Raw genomic sequence first — 19,527 nt, 5'->3', positions numbered from 1 at the left:
AGCATGACAGATCCAGTTGGTGCGAGCTCAATGAAGAGAAACGCGCCCTAGAAGTCGTGCTTTCGTATGTTTGCCAGCACCTTGCGCAGTGTCACCAAAAAGGCGTCATGCTCGGCTTGCGAGACGCCAGTGAACATTGTGCTGTATTCGTCGCGCATATGCGGCCACATTTCAGCAAAGGCAGACCGTCCAGCCTCTGTCAGAAAAATATGGCGCACGCGGTTGTCCTGCTCGCTCGCTTTACGGTGGATCAGGCCTTCCTTTTCCATCGCATCCAGCGTGCGGCTCAAAGTCGATTGCTCGATCACCGAATAAACCGAGAGTTCATTGATCATCAGCCCGTCCACGACTGACAACACAGCAAGTGCTCTCATTTTGGCGACCGACAACCCTGATCTGCTCAGTTTTTCGCGCAGACTCTCGTTGTATCTGCCCATGATCCGGTTCATCAGATAGGGCGCAAAATGGCCCAGCCCGACCTCTCCCAGAGTTCTCGGCGTGGATACCGGTTTTGAGTGTTGTCCGTCCTGTTCAGTTTCGGGAGCTTGATCACCGAGAATCTCGTTCATGTGGTGCACTCTTTCTTTTTTGAACAAGCCCCACCTCTCTCGTAGAGCTTGAAATGATTATATGCATTTACATATTTATATCAACTGCAATCCTGTAGATTATAGCGTAAATATGTGATCATTCATTGTTTTCGAGAGTCTCGATCATGTGAGAGAGAAAACCTTTCACCTGCGTGATATCATTCATGCCAAGCTGACGGATCAACCGCTCTTCATGAGCACTGGCCTGCGTGACGAGTTGACCGGCGAGTTCTCTGCCCTTCTCGCTTAAAAAGATGCGGACACGGCGGCGGTCTGCTTCATCAGAGCGGCGTGTCACCAGCCCTCTTTCTGTCATCTGATCGATGGTTTTGGTGAGGTGAGATTGCTCCATCAAAGCGAAGCGGGCCAACTGAGTGACCATCTGGCCGTCATTGTCTCTGAGGCACGCCAGTACGCGCCATTCCGGGACGCGTACGCCTGCGCCCCGGATTTCTTCGTGAAACTGCCCGCTTGCCAGATGGCTTGCCGATGCCAGCAGATACAAAAGGTACCCGTCTACAAAGCCGGATTCCTTTTCATGCGTGTCGATTTCATTCAGGTCTGCGTCCACCGGCCAGCCTCTTCTTTTGTTTTTGCCGCGCTACATTGAGTACGGAATGATAAGTGCGAGTCCCGGAACTGCAATTAGCAGGATCAAGCGCACAACATCCATAGCAACAAATGGAACTACACCGACAAATATCTTTTCGACCGGCACCTCAGGCGCAACTGAGCGCATAACAAACACGTTCATGCCGATTGGAGGCGTGATGAAGCTCATTTCTGTGACGATAATGACGAAGATGCCGAACCAGATCGGGTCAAACCCAAGCCCTGTGACGATTGGAAAGAGAATCGGCACTGTGAGCGTGACCATGGACAGGCTTTCCAGCAGGCACCCCAGCACCAGATAGATCAGCACGATCATGGTGATGATGGCATAAGGCCCGACGCCAAGGGCATTTACCCATGTGCGCAGGTCCGTCGTCAGACCGGAAATGTTCACATAGTTCAGGAAATAGAGAGCCCCGAACAGAATGAAGAACATCACAGCTGTGGTTTTGGCTGTCTCGAATAAGGTGTTGAGCGTCTCCCGATATGTCAGTTTGCCCCGCATTGCGGTCAGAACCAGCGCTCCGCCTGCTCCGATGCCAGCGGCTTCCGTGGCCGTGAAGACGCCGAGATAGATGCCTCCCAGCACGCAGACGAACAAAAGCAATGCCCATGACACACCGCGCAGAGCGATGATCCGCTCTATCAGTGGCAGTTTGCTCTGAACTTCCAGCTCTTCCTTAAACATGAAGAGCGACAAGCGCACGGCGAGCATGTAGCCGATGACACCGACAAGGCCCGGCAGGATGCCAGCCAGGAACAGTGCGCCGATGTTTTGCTGTGTGAGAATGCCGTAGATGACAAGAATGACGGAGGGCGGGATCAGAATACCCAGCGTTCCACCTGCTGCGATGGAAGATGTTGCCAAGCGGTCCGAATACCCAAACCGGCGCATGGCTGGCAGAGAGACGCGTGCCATGGTTGCGGTGGTCGCCAGAGATGATCCGCAAACCGAGGAAAAGCCGCCACAAGCAACGATGGTTGCCATGGCCAGACCGCCCTTACGGTGTCTCAACCAGGCGTTTGCCGCCGTATACATGTCACTGGCAATGCCAGACTGGACGATGAGATTTCCCATGAGCAGGAACAGGGGCACCACAGACAAGGTGTAGCTTCGACCGCTGTCAAAATAGACCTGCCCGACAAGGTGAAAAGCAGGAGGCAATCCAATGATGGACGCAACTCCAAAAAAACCAACGGCAGCCATTGCAAAAGCAATCGGCACGCCTACAAAAATCAATGCCATCAGGATGGCAAGACCCAGATACCATTCCATCAGGAACCGCCCCCAACACCTCTAGGAATTCTCAAAACGGCAAGCACGAATGTGATGAATGCGCAAAACGCACAAATGACACCGGCTGCTTTTGCAAATGGAGCAAGAGGGATGCGTAAATACACCGTAACTTCCTGATAACTCGCAAGCTGCGTTCCGTGTTGCCAGAGCTCCCAAGCCACAACGGACAGGACCACAGCTACAAACATGCGCGAAAAGAACATTTGCAGGGCGGCAACTCCGCCTTTGAACTTGGAGGTGAACAGGTCTACCGTGATGTGCCCGTCATCCAGACACACCGCTGGAAGGCCTGTAAAGATCACCGCCATGAGCAGCAGTTCTGTATATTCCGGCGCTCCGGGCAATGGGCTTGCAAACAGGTAACGGCCAATCACATCAATGACCGTTACTGCGACCAGCGCCAGAAGCAGTATTCCGCAGAGCACAGAGGCGCCCGAACGAAGCTTTCGTCGGGCGCGCGCTGCTAGATCAACCAGATTCCCACTCATTTTTCAGAGGCAACCGCTGCAACTTCTTTTTGGAGCATGTCCATGGCAACTTCAAAGTCGATGCCTTTTTCGCCGTAGGATTTGGCAACACCGTCAAACATTGGACGGGTGGCTTCTTCCAGTTGAGCACGCTCTTCTGCGGTGGCATCGTGAATGGTCACTTTGCCTTCCATCTGCTCCAGACCCCATGCATCCGCAGCATTCCATGCAGCGCCCGCAAGACGGGAGAAGGCTTCACCAGAGATGGCCTCAATGGCTTTCTGATCCGCTTCTGACAAGCTGGAGAACTTGGCGTTGTTGGCGATGAAGAAGAAGGAGACGTTGTAAAGTCCGCCTTCTACGCGCAAGCCGTTGCTAAGCAGGCCATCCAGCTTGAAGAACGGGATGGATTCAGTCGGGAACACGATGCCATCTGCAATGCCGCCGGACAGGATCTCATAGGACTGCGGTGCTGGCGCCTGAATGGCCACCATGTCCATAGCCTGAACCAGCTGGTTGGTGATGCTGCCAGCGACGCGGATCTTTGCGCCTTTCAGCTCGCTCAGAGGTGAGACGGCACGGTCGGTTGTGTAAAGCAGGCCGGGACCATGGGTGAAGACGCCCAGAACCTTTGAGCCGCGGTGCTCGTTGGCTTTTGCCAGCGTGCTTTCATAGAGACGCCAGTAGGCAACGGACAAGCTGGTGGCGTCCGTTGCAAGGAATGGCAGTTCTGCAATCTGTGTGAGTTTAAAGCGGCCCGGTGTGTAACCGTGCACGCCGTATGTGAGATCAGCGATGCCGTTTGCGGCGAGGTCAAAGTGGGCTGGTGGCGGGCCGAGCGGTGCGTCGAGGATTTGCACAGAGACGCGTCCCTCTGTGACTTCCTTCACTTTGGCCGCCCAAGGCACCATCATGCCTTTTACGATCGGGTGTGCCGGTGGTAGCCAGCTGGACATGCGCAATACGGTTTCCTGCGCCATGGCAGATGCGCTGACAGAGAGCGCGGTAATAGTTGCAGCTGCAAATATCTTGAGTTTCTTATTCATGTTCTCCCTCCCCAGAGAATACAGGATGAATAAGAAAAATGTGCACACATACCGTGGGTTAATCAAGCACAAATATGAAATGGAAACTATTTCCAGTTCATGCATTGACATTGTTTTATATGATATCGCATATTATATTTCTCATTTATGCGAGAGGAGACTCTCCTTGTTTTGGCTCTGAGGGAGGACGCCAAAAAGCATGAAAACACTTATTATTGAGGGGGTTCGGACGGCCGCCCCAAAAATCAAACAGTTTGTTCTCAAAGCCGAAGATAATGCGCAGCTTCCGCAATTTGAAGCTGGTGCACATATCGCAGCTCAACTTAAGGATGGTTCTTCTCGTCAATATTCTCTGATCGATTTTGGTGAAAACTTACCCTACGAGAATCAACGATACATGCTCGGTATACTTTTGGAGCAAGACGGAAGTGGCGGTTCGGCTTACATGCATTCTTTGCAGGTGGGTGACACTGTTCAGGTTGACGTGCCAAAGAACGATTTTCCGCTGATTGCAGACGACAGACCGGTTGTTCTGGTTGCAGGCGGCATTGGTGTGACGCCGATCATCAGCATGGCTGCTGCGTTGAAGCGCGCAGGCAAAGCCTATGCCCTGCACTACTCTGGCCGCACGCTGGAGGGGATGGCATTCAAGGATGAGCTTGCAGACCTCTGCGGTGATGCATTGAACATCCATAGTGATGACAATCCTGAGTGCTGTCTGGATCTTGGCGCTCTCATTCCTACGCTCGATACTCGCAGCCATATCTATGTATGTGGTCCGAAGGGAATGATTGAGGCCGTGCGCGAGACGGCGCTGACTGCTGGCTTTGGTAAGGAGCAAATCCACTTTGAACTGTTTGCTAGCGCTGCTTCTTCAGGCGATGATGACAGTGACGGGTTTGAGGTAGAGGTTAAATCCTCTGGCGAGGTGTTTTGGGTGCCGCAGGATAAATCCATCGTGGATGTGCTGGAAGACGGCGGCGTAGACCTTGTTTACGATTGCCAGCGCGGGGACTGCGGGATTTGTCAGGTGGATGTGCTTGAGGGTGAACCAGACCACCGGGATGTGGTGCTGAGTGATGATGAGAAAGCGGCTGGTGACGTGATGCATATTTGCGTGTCGCGCGCCAAGTCCAAACGACTGGTGCTGGATTTGTAAAAGATAATTTCGCGTATTTTCCGGAGGGACGCATTTTAGCTCCGGTCAGTATGCGCTCTAAGCTTTTTGGGAGGGGAGCTTATGACCATGAAATACAAAGATAACCCGCAGGCGGTGGCCGACCTTGTGCGCCCCGCTGAGGTTCATCGTGATCTGTATATCGACGATGAAGTGTTTGCCTTAGAAATGAAGCATCTGTTTGCCTCCACATGGGTTTATGTGGGGCATGAAAGTCAGGTGCCCAATGCTGGCGATTATTTCGCGACCGATGTTGCTGCTCAGCCTATTTTGCTGGCACGGCATACGGATGGCGAGGTGTATGTGCTGCACAATCGCTGCCCGCATAAAGGCACCAAGATCGTCATTGACCGTACAGGTAACACGGGCAAGTTTTTCCGCTGTCCTTACCATGCGTGGTCGTTCCGCACCAATGGCAAGCTGCTCGCGATTCCGCTGAAGAAGGGGTACAAAGACACCGGTTTTGAGCAGAGCGAGGCTGGGCAAAGCGGTCTGCCGCCTGTGGGTGCGGTGAAGAACTATCGCGGCTTTATCTTTGTGCGCATGAACCAAGAGGGCATCAGCTTTGAGGAGTTCTTCGGCGGCTCCCTCTCCTCTCTCGACAATATGGTGGACCGCTCTCCGGTTGGTAAGCTAGAGGTGGCTGGCCCGCCGCTGCGCTACATGCACAATTGTAACTGGAAGATGCTGGTTGATAACCAGACGGACACCTGTCACCCGATGGTTGCTCATGAAAGTTCCGCTGGCACCGCGGTTGAGATCTGGGAGAGCATAGAAAAGGACGAGAACACCAAAACGCCTATGGCGATGGAGGTGATTGCGCCATTCATGTCACCCTATGAGTTCTTTGAGGATATGGGCATTCGCACGTGGCCGAATGGTCATGGTCATACAGGTGTGCATCATTCCATTCACTCGGATTACTCTGCTATTCCCGGTTATCTGGAGATGATGGTGGAGGCCTATGGCGAAGAACGTGCCAAGGCTATTTTGGGTGAAAACCGGCATAACACGGTCTATTTTCCGAACATCATGATCAAAGGCCCTATCCAGCAGTTGCGTGTGTTCATTCCATTGGCCGCCAATAAGACACTGGTTGAAAGCTATATCTTCCGCCTTGTTGATGCACCGGACATGCTGCTTGAGCGCACGGCCATGTACAACCGCCTGATCAACGCACCAACCTCCATTGTTGGGCACGATGATCTGGAGATGTATGAGCGTGCGCAGGAAGGCCTGCATTCTCAGGAACTTGAGTGGGTGAATGTGCAGCGTCTTTATGATGCTGACGAAAACCTGGATGAAGAAGCCGTTGAGAACGGGACAACGGAACGCCAGATGCGCAATCAGTTCCATGCCTGGAAGAAGTTTGTTGTTGCAAGCATGGAGGCCGAAGCTCGTGACCTTACCGACGCGTGATGACCTGATCGACTTTGTCTACCATGAAGCCCGGGTGATTGATGAAGGCCGTTTTGATGAGTGGCTGGAGCTTTGGGGCTCTGACAGCTACTACTGGATGCCGCTGGATTATCAGCAGGACAACCCGAAAAACATGACCTCGCTTATGTATGAGGATGCATTTTTGCGGAAGCTTCGTGTTGAGCGCCTCAATGGCCTGCGCACCTTTTCGCAAAAACCCAAGAGCCGCTGCTCTCATGTTTTGAACCGCCCAAGCATCGAGGCTTTTGATCCGAAGGCGGGCCAGTTTATCACCCGCACTGCTGTTCATTATGTGGAGACGCGGCTCGATGACCAGTTCTTGCTGACGGCTACGGTTCATCATCATTTTGAGATGGCCGAGGATGAGCTGAAAATTAAGCTGAAGCGGGTTGATCTGCTCAACTGTGATGCTGCCTTTGGCAACATCCAGCTGTTCATTTGAGAAAACAGGTTGTTTGAATGATTGAGCATAAATCTGTTTTCGATGCATTTTGCGCCACTGCTGAAAAGTGGCCAGATCGTCCGTTTGTGAATGCGTTGCCTGAGACTGCCGAGCTTTTCAGCATTGAGGCTGGAGAGACCTTCTACGCAGAAGCATTGGTTCAGGCGCAGGGTGCGGTGGCGCGCTATCGGCAAGCTGGCCTTCAAGCTGGAGACCGTGTTCTGGTTCTGCTTGAAAATCGTCCCGCCTTCTTTCTGCACTGGTTGTCCCTGAATGCGCTTGGTGTGGTGATTGTTCCGATCAATCCTGACCTGCAAAGCTCTGAGCTTGAATACATCGGCAGACATGCAGAGCCTGTTCTAGCGGTCTCAACACGTGAGCGCAAAGCAGATATGGAACAGGCAGCGCGTGACAGCGGGCAAGGCTTTGCCTGTGCCACACTGGATGATGCCCTGCCCGTTGTGCGCACGCCTTCAGATGAGATCTATTCGCCTGCGCAAGAAGACCCTGCGGCGATGCTCTACACCTCTGGCACCACCGGGAGCCCGAAAGGCTGTGTGCTGGCTAACCGCTACTTTCTGGAAGCGGGGCGTTGGTACGCCAATGCAGGCGGCACGTGTGCGCTGAATGAGGATGGCGAGCGGATGATTACTCCCCTGCCCATCTTCCATATGAATGCGATGGCATATTCTGCCATGGCGATGATTGCTGTTGGCGGGTGCCTGACAGTTCTGGACCGGTTCCACCCGCGTTCCTGGTGGCAGAATGTGCGGGATAGTGGCGCGACTTGCCTACATTATCTGGGCGTTATGCCATCGATCCTGATGAGCCTACCAGAAGTGCCGGAAGACAAAGCCCATTCTGTTCGCTTTGGTTTTGGGGCGGGCATTGATTCCAAGCTGCATGTTCCGTTTGAGGAGCGCTTTGGAATTCCTCTGGTGGAAGCGTGGGCCATGACGGAAACCGGTGCAGGATCTGTGATTGCGGCCAATCAGGAGCCTCGTAAGCGCGGCATGAACTGCCTTGGTAAGCCCGGACCTGAGATGGATGCGTGCATCATGGGTGATGACGGTGTGCCTGTTACAGGAACCGACCCCGGTGAGTTGCTGGTGCGGCGCAAGGGCGATGATCCGCATGTCGGGTTCTTCTCCCATTACTTCAAGGACGAAGCAGCGACCAATGAGGCATGGAAAGCCAACTGGTTTCATACGGGCGATATTGCTCGGCGGGATGAGGATGGTGACTTCTTCTTCGTGGACCGCAAGAAGAACGTGATCCGGCGCAGCGGCGAGAACATTGCCGCGGTGGATGTGGAATCCGTTTTGATGCAACATCCGGACATTGAGGCGGTTGCTGTTTGTCCAGTGCCAGATGCCATTCGCGGGGATGAGGTGTTTGCCTCTATCGTCTGGCGCCGCGAACAAACGAAGGACGCCGCAGAAGCGATTGTGCGCTGGGGACTGGAGCGCATGGCTTATTACAAGGTGCCCGGCTACATCGCGTTTTGCAGCTCGCTAAAACTGACCGGCACGCAGAAGATCCAGCGGGCAGCCCAAAAGCAGATGGCACTTGAACTGCTTGAAACATCAGAGGCGTTCGACACCATCCATTTGAAGCGGAGGCAGCTGGTTTCATGATCAAGCCACGCAAACGCATGAGGTATGACGGGGTTGTTGTGGCAGCCCCTGCCAGCACACCCTATGAGCGTTACTCTACCGAGACTGCGCATTGGTGGATTGCCAAGGCGCTGCGGCAATCGATCAAATCTGCCGGTCTTGCACCGCGCGATATTGACGGGTTTTCTGTCGCCAGTTTCTCGCTGTTTCCTGATACGGCTGTTGGCCTGACTCAGCATCTGGGATTGGTTCCGCGTTGGCTGGATCATATTCCGCAGGGCGGCGCCAGTGGCCCAAGCGCGCTACGCCGGGCTGCGCGGGCGGTGCAATGCGGGGATGCCTCTGTGGTGGCTTGCGTTGCGGGGGATACCAACCACGTGGACAGTTTCCGGCGTATGCTCTCCAGCTTTTCACGGTTTGCGCAGGATGCCTCTTACCCTTATGGCGCTGGCGGGCCGAATGCCTGTTTTGCGCTGCTGACTGACTACTACATGCGTGAGTTTGGCGTGGGCCGCGAAGATTTTGGCCGGATCTGCGTTTCTCAGCGGGACAATGCGTTGCGTAATGAGAATGCGGTGATGAAGAAGCCACTGACCATGGAGGCTTATCTGGCAGGGCGTGAGATCAGTGATCCGATTACCCTGTTTGACTGCGTGATGCCTGTTGCTGGTGCTGAAGCTTTTTTGGTGATGCGCGAAGAAGATGCGGTCGCCTCTGGGATTCCGCATGCGCATATCAGCGCGACCATTGAGCGGCACAATGCTTTTGCAGAAGACCCAATCCAGATGCGTGGTGGCTGGGAGATGGATATTGATGAGCTTTACGGCATGGCAGGCCATGGGCCAGGCAGCGTGGATCTGCTTCAGACCTATGATGATTATCCAGTCATCGTGATGATGCAGCTGGAAGATCTGGGTTTTTGCGCGAAAGGTGAAGCGGCTCGGTTTATTGCGGACAAAGACCTGACCGTTTCCGGTGACTTTCCGCACAACACCTCCGGCGGGCAACTGTCTGCTGGTCAGGCTGGGGCTGCTGGTGGGTTTATTGGACTTGTTGAGGCCATCCGGCAGGTGACGGGCACGGCTGGGGCAACGCAGGTGGCGGATGCCAAGCGGGCTTTGGTTTCCGGCTTTGGGGTGATCAACTACGACCGCGGCGTGTGCACCAGTGCGGCGATTTTGGAAGGGGTGAGCTGATGGTGACACCGCTTCAAAAACCACCCAAAAAGAACCCGCAGGTGCGCACTCGTGTGCCCACATTGCCTTCTCATTATCGTAGCCGTTCTGCCCTGTTCATGGCCGCAACTGCCGCTGAGGGGCGGTTTATGCTGCAGGTCTGTGCAGAGCCGGATTGTGGGTTTGTTCAATACCCTGCGCGGGATGCTTGCAGTTCCTGTCTGTCTGATCGGCTCGTTTGGCAGGATGTGTCGTCGCGCGGAAAGCTGATTGCAACGTCTACTGTGCGTACGAGCACCAACACTTATTTCCGTGAGCGTACACCGTGGCGGCTTGGGACGGTGCATCTGGAGATTGGCCCCTCCGTTATGTGTCACCTTCACAGTGAGGTGGCGGTGGGGGATGAGGTGCAGTTGATTAATCGGCTCGATAAATCCGGGCAAAGTGTTTTGCTTGCCTTGCCCCTGGAGAAAGCCCCGTTGCAGGAGGATGATATGCAGCTTCGCGAGCTTACGTGCGATCCGAAGTTTCGGCGCATTCTGATTACGGATGCCCGCAATCCGAATGCCTATGCGCTGGCAAAGAACCTGCTGGAGGCTGGAGTTTCTGCGGTGTTTGTTGGAGAGGCTGAGAGCTGGCGACCTTACCCTGATCGCGCCAAACTTGAGTCTCTTCAAGGTGTTGAACTGGTTTCTTTAGATGTGACTGACACTTCCTCTGTTCAGGAGCTTGCAGGCGAGTTTGGTGGCAAGGTCGATATCCTGATCAACAACGCCCGCTTTGTGCGCCCCGGTGGCATTCAGGGCCGCGGTGATGTTAGCTTTGCTATGGATGAGATGCAGGTCAACTATTTTGGCATGATGCGGCTTGCACAGGCCTTTGCCCCAGCCATGGCGGGTCGCAGTGCGGATGGGGTGAACAGTGCTGTGGCGTGGGTGAATGTGCTCTCCGTCTATTCGTTGGTCAGCAACCCCGGCTTTGGCAGTTTCTCAGCCTCAAATGCAGCAGCGCATTCGCTCTCACAGTGTTTGCGGGCGGAAATGGTATCCTCTGGTGTGCGGGTTGTTAATGTTTATTGCGGGCCGACCGAGGATGAATGGCATCAACCGCTGCCTCCTCCCAAGGTGCCAGCTTCGACGCTGGCAAGGGAGCTGGTGAAGGCGCTGCAAGCGGGACTGGAGGATGTGTATGTGGGCGACATTGCCAAGGACATCCGGCGCAAGTTCATGGAGAGCCCGAAGGTGCTTGAAAAAGAAATGACAAGCCTGGAGGCGCTGTAACCATGGAAGCCTTGAAAGAGAAATTGGTGAACCCGGTTGAGCTGCTGAGCTCTGCTTTGCTTTCCGGTGATGTGGAAGTGGTGGACCTGACGCATACGCTCGACCCAGACTTTCCGGTGATCGTGCTGCCACCCGAGTTTGGGCAGTGCGCGCGCTTTCGCATGGAAGAGATCTCCGCCTATGACCATCGCGGTCCGGCGTGGAAGTGGAACACCTTCACTTGCTCTGAGCACACAGGTACACATTTTGATGCGCCGATCCATTGGATTTCCGGACGGGATCTGCCCAATAACACGGTGGACTCCATTCCCCCTGAGCACTTTGTTGGCTCGGTTGTGGTGATCGATTGCTCTGAAGGGTCTGCGCAGGATGATGATTTTGAGCTGTCGCCGGAGATTATTGTAGCTTGGGAAGCCGAACACGGGCGCATTCCGGCGGAAAGTTGGGTGTTTATGCGCACGGACTGGAGTAAGCGCCGTGGGGCCGCTTATCTGAATATGCGCGATGACGGGCCGCATTCTCCGGGGCCAACGCCAGAGGCGATCCGGTTTCTGATTGAGGAACGCAGTATTCGCGGGTTTGGCACAGAGACTGTGGGGACGGATGCGGGTCAAGGCGCGCATTATACGCCGCCCTATCCGGCGCATTTTTATCTGCACGGGGCTGGCAAGTATGGCTTGCAGTGTATGTGCAATCTGGATCAGTTGCCTGCCACAGGTGCTATGATCTTATGTGCGCCGTTGAAGATCAAAAATGGAACAGGTAGCCCTTTGCGCGTTCTGGCGCTGGTGCCGAAGGGAGGTCGTTGATGTCTGGTAAATTCACAGCGGTCATTACAGGCGGCAACAAGGGCATTGGGGCTGCGCTTGCCAAGGAAATGCTAGAGGCTGGTTACACGGTCATTTGCCTTTCTCGCCGGGAACCGGAGTTCACTCATCCCAAACTGCATTTCCATCAGGCGGACTTGCTGGATCAGGCGCAAGTGAGCGCTGCTGCTGAGGCGATTGCAGCTGAGCATGAGGTGACGCATCTCATTCACAATGCGGGGCTTATCTTCCCCAATTTGATTGAGGATGCCGAGGCTGACGATATTGCCGGACTTGCCCAGCTTCATCTGGGATCAGCGCTGACGCTGCTCAAAGCCTTCTTGCCGAGCATGAAGGCGAAGCAGTTCGGACGGGTGTTGTTTAACGGCTCCCGTGCTGCATTGGGAGCGAAGACACGGACGGCCTACAGTGCATCTAAGGCTGGAATGATCGGGATGGCGCGGACGTGGGCGCTGGAGTTGGCGCAGCATCAGATTACGGTGAATGTGGTGGCGCCTGGCCCGGTGAAGACAGATAATTTCTGGGGCATCATTCCCAAGGGCAGTGAGCAAGAGCAGAAACTGGCAGATGGCATTCCTGTTGGGCGCATTGGCACGGTAGAAGACATCACCAATGCCTTCCTTTTCTTTGCGGACCCGAAGTCCAGCTTCATCACCGGACAAACGCTGTTTGTCTGTGGTGGGATGAGTGTGGGAACTGCTCTGCTGTAATTGCGTGCAGTTAAAGTTCTGAATCAGATTCAGGTCATGACTGCAGGTGATTGATGCCGCTGAGTCAGTGTTCTTCTGCGGACATTTTTCGACGCCACCCAAGCAAGTGGGCGCCTGCTCCATCACTGCTGAGTTTGTCTTCTGGGTTCAACAGGTGGCAGTCTGTCAGGGAGAGGCAACCGCAGCCGATGCATTCGTTAAGGCCCGCTCTCAGGTCCTGAAGCTCTGCAATGCGGTTGTCCAGATCCCGTTGCCACCACGTGGAGAGTTTGGCCCAATCTGCTGCCGAGATCTTCTTCTCGTTGGGCAGTTGATCCATGGCTGTCTTGATTTCTTTCAGAGACACGCCCAGCTTTTGCGCGGCCTTGATTAGGGCAATTTTCCGCAGGACGGCGGCGGAGTATCTTCTGTGGTTTGCATTGTTGCGCCAGGAGCTGATGAGCCCCTTTTCTTCATAGAAGTGAACGGCAGAGACCGCGATGCCACTGCGCTCTGCGACCTGCCCGACGGTTAGTCCTTGCAAGGAGACCATTGCCATTCCTTTATTTTTCGCCTTAACCTCAACATTACTTGAGGAATTAGAAGAGATCATGGCAGTAATCAAGACCCAATAAGGAATGGTAGATGAACAAGATTTACGCGGACCTGTGGCAAGTCCCGATGGAAAAGCGGTTTGGAACACTGCTCTCGCATGCATATTTTCTGAAAACACCAGATCGAAACATCCTTATCTCAGCCTTTGAGAATTTGGATGAGGCGGCGCAGTTGCGCGAGTTAGGTGGGGTCAATGAGCATTACCTCACGCACAATCACGAGATCAGTGAGGGTTTAAGCGAGCTGAAGTTCGTTCTTGGTGCAACGCTGATCGGACATGAAAACATTCAAAAGTTCTTTAGTGGTGATGTCCAGCCAGACATGCTTTTAAAGGGTTCAGGGCCATTTGTGGGCTCTGACGGATTTCAGGCAATTTACACTCCGGGGCATACGGACAACAACCTGTGCTTCTTTTACCCCTCACCCACTGGCAAGAATTATCTGTTTACCGGTGACACGATCTATCTGGACAATGGTCGTTTCAAAACACTGATCATGTCCAGTGATGGCGGCAACAAGCAAGAGCTCGTCACTTCACTGCGCAACCTGCGGGACCTGCCGGTGGATGTGATCTTTTGCAGTGTCGCCATGGGGAACTATGAGATTGTTGAGGTCACCCAGCCTGAATGGCACGCTCTGATGGATGAGAAGATTGCAGAGCTGGAACGCTGATGCAAAAAAGCCGGAGTGTTTCCACCCCGGCTTTGGACTCGTGTTTTCCTGAGATTTATGCAATGCGCATTTCTGAGAAAGGATCAAATGGGATGGCTTTATCCATATTGATCGCGAATGGCACGTCCTGCCCGGCAACGACCAGAGCATCCGCACGCATGCGCGCGTTACAGTCTTTGCCGCCGAGAGATGACATCACGTAGGTATCAGAACCAGCTGGCTCCGTTACGATGACGCGGTTTGTAATCTGTTCGATGTGGTTTGCCTTGCGATCAGCTCCTTCAGGGTCGGTGATCGCTTCCGGACGGATGCCCAGCACGATTTCCTTCTGATCAAAGCCTTTCAGAGCTTCGGTCGGATTGGAGAACTTGAGGTTCACCTGATCACTGAGGCCCGTTGGAAGCTGTGCGAAGATGCCATCTCCATTGGCAACAACCTTGGCTGGAACAAGGTTCATGCTTGGAGAGCCCATGAAGCTGGCGACAAACAGGTTTGCCGGATTGTCATAGATCTCTTTTGGCGTACCCAGCTGCTGCACGTACCCACCGTTCATGACAGCAATACGCGTGGAAAGCGTCATTGCCTCAATCTGGTCGTGGGTCACATAAACGATGGTCGTTCCAAGCTTCTGGTGCAGCTTCTTAATCTCTGTGCGCATATCAACGCGCAGTTTCGCATCAAGGTTGGAGAGCGGCTCATCGAACAGGAACACGTCCGGATCACGCACAAGCGCCCGGCCCATGGCCACACGCTGACGCTGACCGCCGGAAAGCTGGCCCGGCTTGCGGTCCAGCAGCGGTTTGATCTGCAGCATCTCGGCAACGTCGCTCATTGCCTTTTCACGCTCAGGCTTAGCAACGCCATGCATTTCCAGACCAAACGTAATGTTCTGACCGACCGTCATGTTCGGGTACAGAGCATAGGACTGGAACACCATTGCGATGTTGCGCTTGGACGGGTGAACCCCGTTCATGGTCTGCCCTTTGATGGCGATGGTGCCGGAGGTGATATCCTCCAGACCAGCAATCATGTTGAGCAGAGTGGATTTTCCGCAACCAGACGGCCCGACGAGCACGAGAAATTCCCCTTCCTGCACGTCGATATCGATGTTGTGAAGCACCTTGGTTGAGCCGTAAGACTTGGTCGCATTGTTGATTTTCAGAAAGCTCATAGGTCTTATCCCTTCACCGATCCGGCCATCAGGCCTCTTACGAAGTAGCGGCCAGCCACGATGTACACGAGCAGTGTCGGTAATGCGGCGAGGATCGCTCCGGCAAAATGAACGTTATATTCTTTGACGCCCGTTGAAGAACTGACGAGGTTGTTCAGCGCAACCGTCATTGGCTGGCTATCCAGATCAGCAAACGAGGCACCAAACAGGAAGTCGTTCCAGATGTTGGTGAACTGCCAGATGACAGAGACAACAATGATTGGACCGGAACTTGGCAACATGATGCGCCAGAAGATGCGGAAGAACCCTGCCCCATCAATCTGAGCTGCGCGGATCAACTCTGTCGGGAACACTTGATAGTAGTTCCTGAAATACAGAGTGGTGAAGCCGAGGCCGTAAACCACATGTACGAGCACCAGACCCGGCGTTGACCCTGCGATACCGAGGAAGCCAAGCACACGTGCCATAGGGATCAAAACGATCTGGAATGGAATGAAGCAGGCAAACAGCATCAGACCAAACAGGATGGTATCACCTTTAAAGCGCCATTTGGTCAGCACGTAACCATTCAAAGCACCCAGAACGGTTGAGATCGTGACTGCCGGGAACACCATTTTGAGGGAGTTCCAGAAGTACGGTTTCAGACCTGTTGGTTCGACGCCAATCTGTGCGCTGTTCCAGGCTTTAAACCAAGGTTCCAGGGTGAAGACCTGAGGCAGTGACATCATGTTTCCGCCAGTGATCTCTGAAAGAGGCTTAACGGAGTTGAGTACCATAATGCCAAACGGCAGCAGGTAGAATGTCGCGAACAGGATCAGCATCAGGTAAATGAATGCTCGGGTGATGCGCCCTGTGCTTATGGCATTATCTGTCGAGGCTACGGACATTATTTTTTCTCCCGCAGTTCGGCATAAAGGTAAGGCACCATAATCGCAGCGATGGTCATGAGCATGATAACAGCGGAGCTGGCGCCAATGCCCATCTGGTTGCGGGTAAAGGTGTAGGAATACATGAAGGTCGCTGGTACTTCGGTCGCTCTGCCCGGTCCACCGCCCGTCAATGCCACGACAAGATCGTAGGACTTAATGGCAAGGTGAGACAGGATCACGAAAGCTGACAGGAAGGCTGGACGCAGTTGCGGGATAATGATCCGGCGATACATGTTCCAGTTGGATGCCCCGTCAATTTGTGCGGCCTTCAGGATTTCGTTGTCGATGCCACGCAATCCGGCCAGGAACATGGCCATAACGAAGCCACTTGTTTGCCAGACAGCTGCAATCACAACCGTGTAGATGGCGAAGTTACGGTCCTTGATCCAGTTAAACTCGAAGCTCTCCCAGCCCCACAAGTGCATTGTGTGCTCTAGGCCAATGCCCGGATCGAGAAACCACTTCCATGCTGTTCCCGTTACGATGAAGCTGAGTGCCATCGGATACAGGAAGATTGGACGCAAGAAGCCTTCTCCGCGGATCTTCTGGTCCAGAAAAATCGCAAGGCCCAAGCCGATGGCTGTACAGATTGCGATATACAAACCTGCAAAAATGCCAAGGTTTTTGATGGCAATGGACCAATGCCGTAGCCGGAACAGCTTTTCATAATTCTCCAGTCCGACCCAGTCATAGACTGGCAGAATACGGCTTCCTGTGAAGGAAAGGTATACGGAGAAAATGATAAATCCATAGACAAAGACCAAGATCAAAGCCAACGAGGGTGATAACACCAGTTTGGGAATGAGATTTTGGAGTCTTGTCCGCAGGTCCGGTTTTACTGCCGTTGGCGTCGCATAGTCAGCGGCCATGGCAACGGATGAGTTGGTCTGATCGACCATGATCCCTGCCCCCAGATTCTATGTTGTTTTGGGAAAAATGGGGCCAACACTTCGTCGGCCCCACTTAAAATTACTTAGCGATGGAGACAGCGTCTACCAGCTCATCAACAGCGGTAGCGGAATCGAACTCACCGTTAAAGTGTGCTGTTACAACGTCATAAATGGCGTTTTTAACAGATGCTGGTGCAGAGTGACCGTGTGCCATGGAACCGTAAAGGTTGCCGCTTGCAGCAGCTGCAGCCAGATCTTTCATGCCCTGTTTTGCACATGCATCAAACGCTTCGTCGGAAACGTCTGTGCGTGCAGGAACGGAACCCTTCACCACGTTGAATGCAGACTGGAAGGCAGGAGACAGGATTGCGCTTGCAAGAGCTGCCTGCTCTTTAGACACTTCACCGCCCTGATCGAACATAGCGAACTGGTCAGCGTTGAAGGTTACCTTGTCCTGAGTGCCAGGGAAACGGAAGCAGAGGAAGTCTTCGCCTGGCTTTTTGCCAGCACCGAGGAACTCACCTTTTGCCCAGTCACCCATCATCTGGAAGCCAGCTTCACCGTTGATGACCATTGCAGTTGCAAGGTTCCAGTCACGACCAGAGAAGTTGTCGTCTACGTTTGCACGCAGAACGGACATGCGATCAAACGCTTCCTTCATGGTGTCAGAACCAAGAGCAGCTTCGTCCAGATCAATGAAGGCAGCTTTGTAGAAGTCTGCGCCACCAGTGGCCATGACGATTGCATCAAACAGAGTTGCATCCTGCCAAGCCTGACCTCCGTGTGCGAGCGGCGTTACACCTGCTGCTTTCAGCTTCTCAAGCGCTGCTGTGAACTCTTCCCAAGTGGTTGGAGTTGCAATGCCGTTTGCGTCCAGAACTGCTTTGTTTGCCCATACCCAGTTGGTTGAGTGTACGTTTACCGGCGCAGCAATCCACTTGCCATCGTACTTTGCAAAGCGCTGAAGTGCTGCAGGTACAACTTCGTCCCAGCCTTCTTTCGCTGCAACAGCGTTAAGGTCTGCCAGAGCGCCTTCTTTTGCCCAGTCCTGAATGTCGAACCCAAGCATCTGAACGGCGGTTGGTGCGTTACCAGCGGTTACGCGTGCACGCAAAACAGTCATTGCGCTTTCGCCGCCGCCACCAGCTACCGGCATATCTGCCCAGCCAATGCCCTGAGTTTCCAGATCCTGCTTCAGAACGTTAAGTGCAGCTGCCTCGCCACCTGCTGTCCACCAATGCAGGACTTCCACGTCTGCTGCCAAAGATGGAGCAGCTGTTGCTGCCAACAGAGCCAGAGCCGATGTGGTTTTTACTAGTAGTTTGTGCATGTGTTGCCTCCCGATCACAACTTAAAATTTCTACACAAAAATACGACTAACATAGTACTTATAACGTTACAAATATCGGATCTGTCAATGCAAAAAGTGAACCCATTGACTTGAATGATCTTTTTTGTATCAAATGATACTCACCTATTTTGTTGTATCGTTATAACGAAGATCTAACTGATTTACGGGAGGTAACTGGCTTCACATGTCGACACAAAAACCGCCAAATTCCTCCACTCATACCACCTCGAAACCTACGCAGAAGACAATTGCGGAGATCACCGGCCTTGCGGTGACAACTGTCTCGCGGGCACTTCAGGGTGATGAAAAGATTGCACAGGCAACCCGGCTGCGCGTAAGTAAAGTTGCTGAAGAAATTGGCTATGTTCCGGACCGCGCGGCGCAAAGATTACGCACCGGAAAGACTAAAGTAATCTCACTGATTCTTGACCCCCATAACGAGATTCTGGGGTTTGGGAACTCGCTGATCACAGGTGTGGCTCATGCATTGGCTGGTACGGACTACCATCTTAATGTGACACCGCAGTTCCTTGGCGGTGATCCGATTGAGCCTGTTGAATACATTGTGCGCAACAAGCTGGCTGACGGAATCATCTTTTCGCGGACGCGACCTTTTGATGAGCGGGTGCGTTTTTTGAGGGAGCGCAGCTTTCCGTTCACCACACATGGGCGCACTGAATTCGGCTATCAACACTCATATGTGGATTATGACAACGAGAAGTTCGCTTACGAATCTGTCTTGCGGTTGATGCAAAAAGGGCGGCGCAGGATTTGCGTTATTCTACCGCCCAACCATTTTACGTTCCATCAGCATCTGAATTACGGGTATATGCGGGCTATTCGGCAAGAAGGTTTGCAGCGCTACATTCCTGAGGGCATCAACCTTGATTCAGATATGCCTGAGATTTTTGAATGGGCACAGACGATTGCCGGGACAAGCGATGCACCGGATGGATTTATCTGCCCCGGTGAGACCTCTTTCCTCGCGATTGCGAACGGGTACCGGCAGGCAGGCAAAGAGCGTGGGCGGGATTTTGATGCGGTTGTGAAATCAAGCTCACAAACGCTGCATCAAATTGATTCACAGATCGACAATATCAGCGAAGATATTCGGCAGGCCGGAGCTTTGCTGGGAGCAAATCTGCTGAAGACGATGTTGCACCCGGACGGCCCGTTTGAGCAGACCATCCAGGATCCGGACATCACATTCCCAGCTCTCAAATCCTATCAGGACTGAGTTC

General features: G+C 53.5%; 20 protein-coding genes. 10 read left to right on the top strand and 10 right to left on the bottom strand.

Annotation, left to right across the window (positions count from 1 at the left end):
- Positions 1-47: 47 nt before the first annotated feature.
- From PsAD37_RS13665 to PsAD37_RS13645, 5 genes are all read right to left on the bottom strand, one after another.
- Entirely contained in the window at positions 48-569 is a 522-nt protein-coding gene (locus PsAD37_RS13665) for a MarR family winged helix-turn-helix transcriptional regulator (protein ID WP_082597107.1), read from the bottom strand.
- Positions 570-687: 118 nt separating this feature from the next.
- Positions 688-1,161, bottom strand: coding sequence for a MarR family winged helix-turn-helix transcriptional regulator (locus tag PsAD37_RS13660; protein ID WP_063296610.1), 474 nt, complete (start codon positions 1,159-1,161; stop codon positions 688-690).
- A gap of 30 nt (positions 1,162-1,191) precedes the next feature.
- Positions 1,192-2,478, bottom strand: coding sequence for a TRAP transporter large permease (locus PsAD37_RS13655; protein ID WP_063288524.1), 1,287 nt, complete (start codon positions 2,476-2,478; stop codon positions 1,192-1,194).
- A complete protein-coding gene (locus PsAD37_RS13650) occupies positions 2,478-2,987 on the bottom strand; it encodes a TRAP transporter small permease (RefSeq protein WP_063296609.1) in 510 nt (169 codons plus the stop codon). The genes PsAD37_RS13655 and PsAD37_RS13650 overlap by 1 nt, the downstream gene beginning before the upstream one ends.
- Positions 2,984-4,012, bottom strand: a complete 1,029-nt coding sequence (locus tag PsAD37_RS13645; RefSeq protein WP_057465278.1) for a TRAP transporter substrate-binding protein — start codon at positions 4,010-4,012, stop codon at positions 2,984-2,986. Before PsAD37_RS13645 ends, PsAD37_RS13650 begins: the two co-directional genes overlap by 4 nt.
- Positions 4,013-4,211: 199 nt before the next feature.
- Here PsAD37_RS13645 and PsAD37_RS13640 point away from each other — a divergent pair, with 199 nt between their 5' ends.
- The 8 genes from PsAD37_RS13640 to PsAD37_RS13605 all read left to right on the top strand — a co-directional run bounded on the left by PsAD37_RS13640 (position 4,212) and on the right by PsAD37_RS13605 (position 12,679).
- The gene (locus PsAD37_RS13640; RefSeq protein WP_063296608.1) at positions 4,212-5,171 is read left to right on the top strand and encodes a PDR/VanB family oxidoreductase; all 960 of its coding nucleotides are present in this window, start codon (positions 4,212-4,214) and stop codon (positions 5,169-5,171) included.
- Between the two features lie 81 nt (positions 5,172-5,252).
- Entirely contained in the window at positions 5,253-6,608 is a 1,356-nt protein-coding gene (locus tag PsAD37_RS13635) for an aromatic ring-hydroxylating dioxygenase subunit alpha (RefSeq protein WP_063296607.1), read from the top strand.
- The gene (locus PsAD37_RS13630; RefSeq protein WP_063296606.1) at positions 6,589-7,071 is read left to right on the top strand and encodes an aromatic-ring-hydroxylating dioxygenase subunit beta; all 483 of its coding nucleotides are present in this window, start codon (positions 6,589-6,591) and stop codon (positions 7,069-7,071) included. Before PsAD37_RS13635 ends, PsAD37_RS13630 begins: the two co-directional genes overlap by 20 nt.
- Positions 7,072-7,088: 17 nt before the next feature.
- On the top strand, positions 7,089-8,708 hold the full coding sequence (locus tag PsAD37_RS13625; protein WP_063296605.1) for an AMP-binding protein: 1,620 nt from the start codon (positions 7,089-7,091) through the stop codon (positions 8,706-8,708).
- Positions 8,705-9,883: a thiolase family protein gene (locus PsAD37_RS13620; protein WP_063296604.1), complete on the top strand. Its 1,179-nt coding sequence runs from the start codon at positions 8,705-8,707 to the stop codon at positions 9,881-9,883. Before PsAD37_RS13625 ends, PsAD37_RS13620 begins: the two co-directional genes overlap by 4 nt.
- On the top strand, positions 9,883-11,142 hold the full coding sequence (locus PsAD37_RS13615; RefSeq protein ID WP_063296603.1) for an SDR family NAD(P)-dependent oxidoreductase: 1,260 nt from the start codon (positions 9,883-9,885) through the stop codon (positions 11,140-11,142). The genes PsAD37_RS13620 and PsAD37_RS13615 overlap by 1 nt, the downstream gene beginning before the upstream one ends.
- 2 nt (positions 11,143-11,144) lie before the next feature.
- Positions 11,145-11,951, top strand: coding sequence for a cyclase family protein (locus PsAD37_RS13610; protein ID WP_063296602.1), 807 nt, complete (start codon positions 11,145-11,147; stop codon positions 11,949-11,951).
- Entirely contained in the window at positions 11,951-12,679 is a 729-nt protein-coding gene (locus PsAD37_RS13605; protein WP_063296601.1) for an SDR family NAD(P)-dependent oxidoreductase, read from the top strand. Before PsAD37_RS13610 ends, PsAD37_RS13605 begins: the two co-directional genes overlap by 1 nt.
- Before the next feature lie 64 nt (positions 12,680-12,743).
- On the opposite strand, the gene soxR is transcribed toward PsAD37_RS13605, so the two are convergent.
- Complete coding sequence (gene soxR / locus PsAD37_RS13600) at positions 12,744-13,211, bottom strand: redox-sensitive transcriptional activator SoxR (protein WP_084407786.1); 468 nt, start codon at positions 13,209-13,211, stop codon at positions 12,744-12,746.
- A 92-nt stretch (positions 13,212-13,303) separates the two neighbouring features.
- On the opposite strand from soxR, the gene PsAD37_RS13595 reads away from it, so the two are divergent.
- Positions 13,304-13,945 carry an MBL fold metallo-hydrolase gene (locus PsAD37_RS13595; RefSeq protein ID WP_063296599.1) on the top strand — a complete coding sequence of 214 codons (642 nt, stop codon included), beginning with the start codon at positions 13,304-13,306 and terminating at the stop codon, positions 13,943-13,945.
- A gap of 55 nt (positions 13,946-14,000) precedes the next feature.
- Here the strand turns inward: PsAD37_RS13595 and PsAD37_RS13590 are convergent, their stop codons facing one another.
- From PsAD37_RS13590 to PsAD37_RS13575, 4 genes are all read right to left on the bottom strand, one after another.
- On the bottom strand, positions 14,001-15,116 hold the full coding sequence (locus PsAD37_RS13590; protein WP_063296598.1) for an ABC transporter ATP-binding protein: 1,116 nt from the start codon (positions 15,114-15,116) through the stop codon (positions 14,001-14,003).
- Between the two features lie 5 nt (positions 15,117-15,121).
- Positions 15,122-16,003 (bottom strand): carbohydrate ABC transporter permease, encoded by an 882-nt coding sequence (locus PsAD37_RS13585; protein ID WP_057465290.1) that lies wholly within the window; start codon positions 16,001-16,003, stop codon positions 15,122-15,124.
- A complete protein-coding gene (locus PsAD37_RS13580) occupies positions 16,003-16,914 on the bottom strand; it encodes a carbohydrate ABC transporter permease (protein WP_063296620.1) in 912 nt (303 codons plus the stop codon). The genes PsAD37_RS13585 and PsAD37_RS13580 overlap by 1 nt, the downstream gene beginning before the upstream one ends.
- Positions 16,915-17,014: 100 nt before the next feature.
- Entirely contained in the window at positions 17,015-18,265 is a 1,251-nt protein-coding gene (locus tag PsAD37_RS13575; protein ID WP_057465291.1) for an ABC transporter substrate-binding protein, read from the bottom strand.
- A 205-nt stretch (positions 18,266-18,470) separates the two neighbouring features.
- On the opposite strand from PsAD37_RS13575, the gene PsAD37_RS13570 reads away from it, so the two are divergent.
- Positions 18,471-19,523, top strand: coding sequence for a LacI family transcriptional regulator (locus PsAD37_RS13570; RefSeq protein WP_063296597.1), 1,053 nt, complete (start codon positions 18,471-18,473; stop codon positions 19,521-19,523).
- Positions 19,524-19,527 lie beyond the last annotated feature (4 nt).

This window comes from Pseudovibrio sp. Ad37 (assembly GCF_001623075.1).
In the GTDB taxonomy this organism is placed as follows: Bacteria; Pseudomonadota; Alphaproteobacteria; order Rhizobiales; family Stappiaceae; genus Pseudovibrio.
This window is presented reverse-complemented; position numbering and strand designations above follow the sequence as displayed.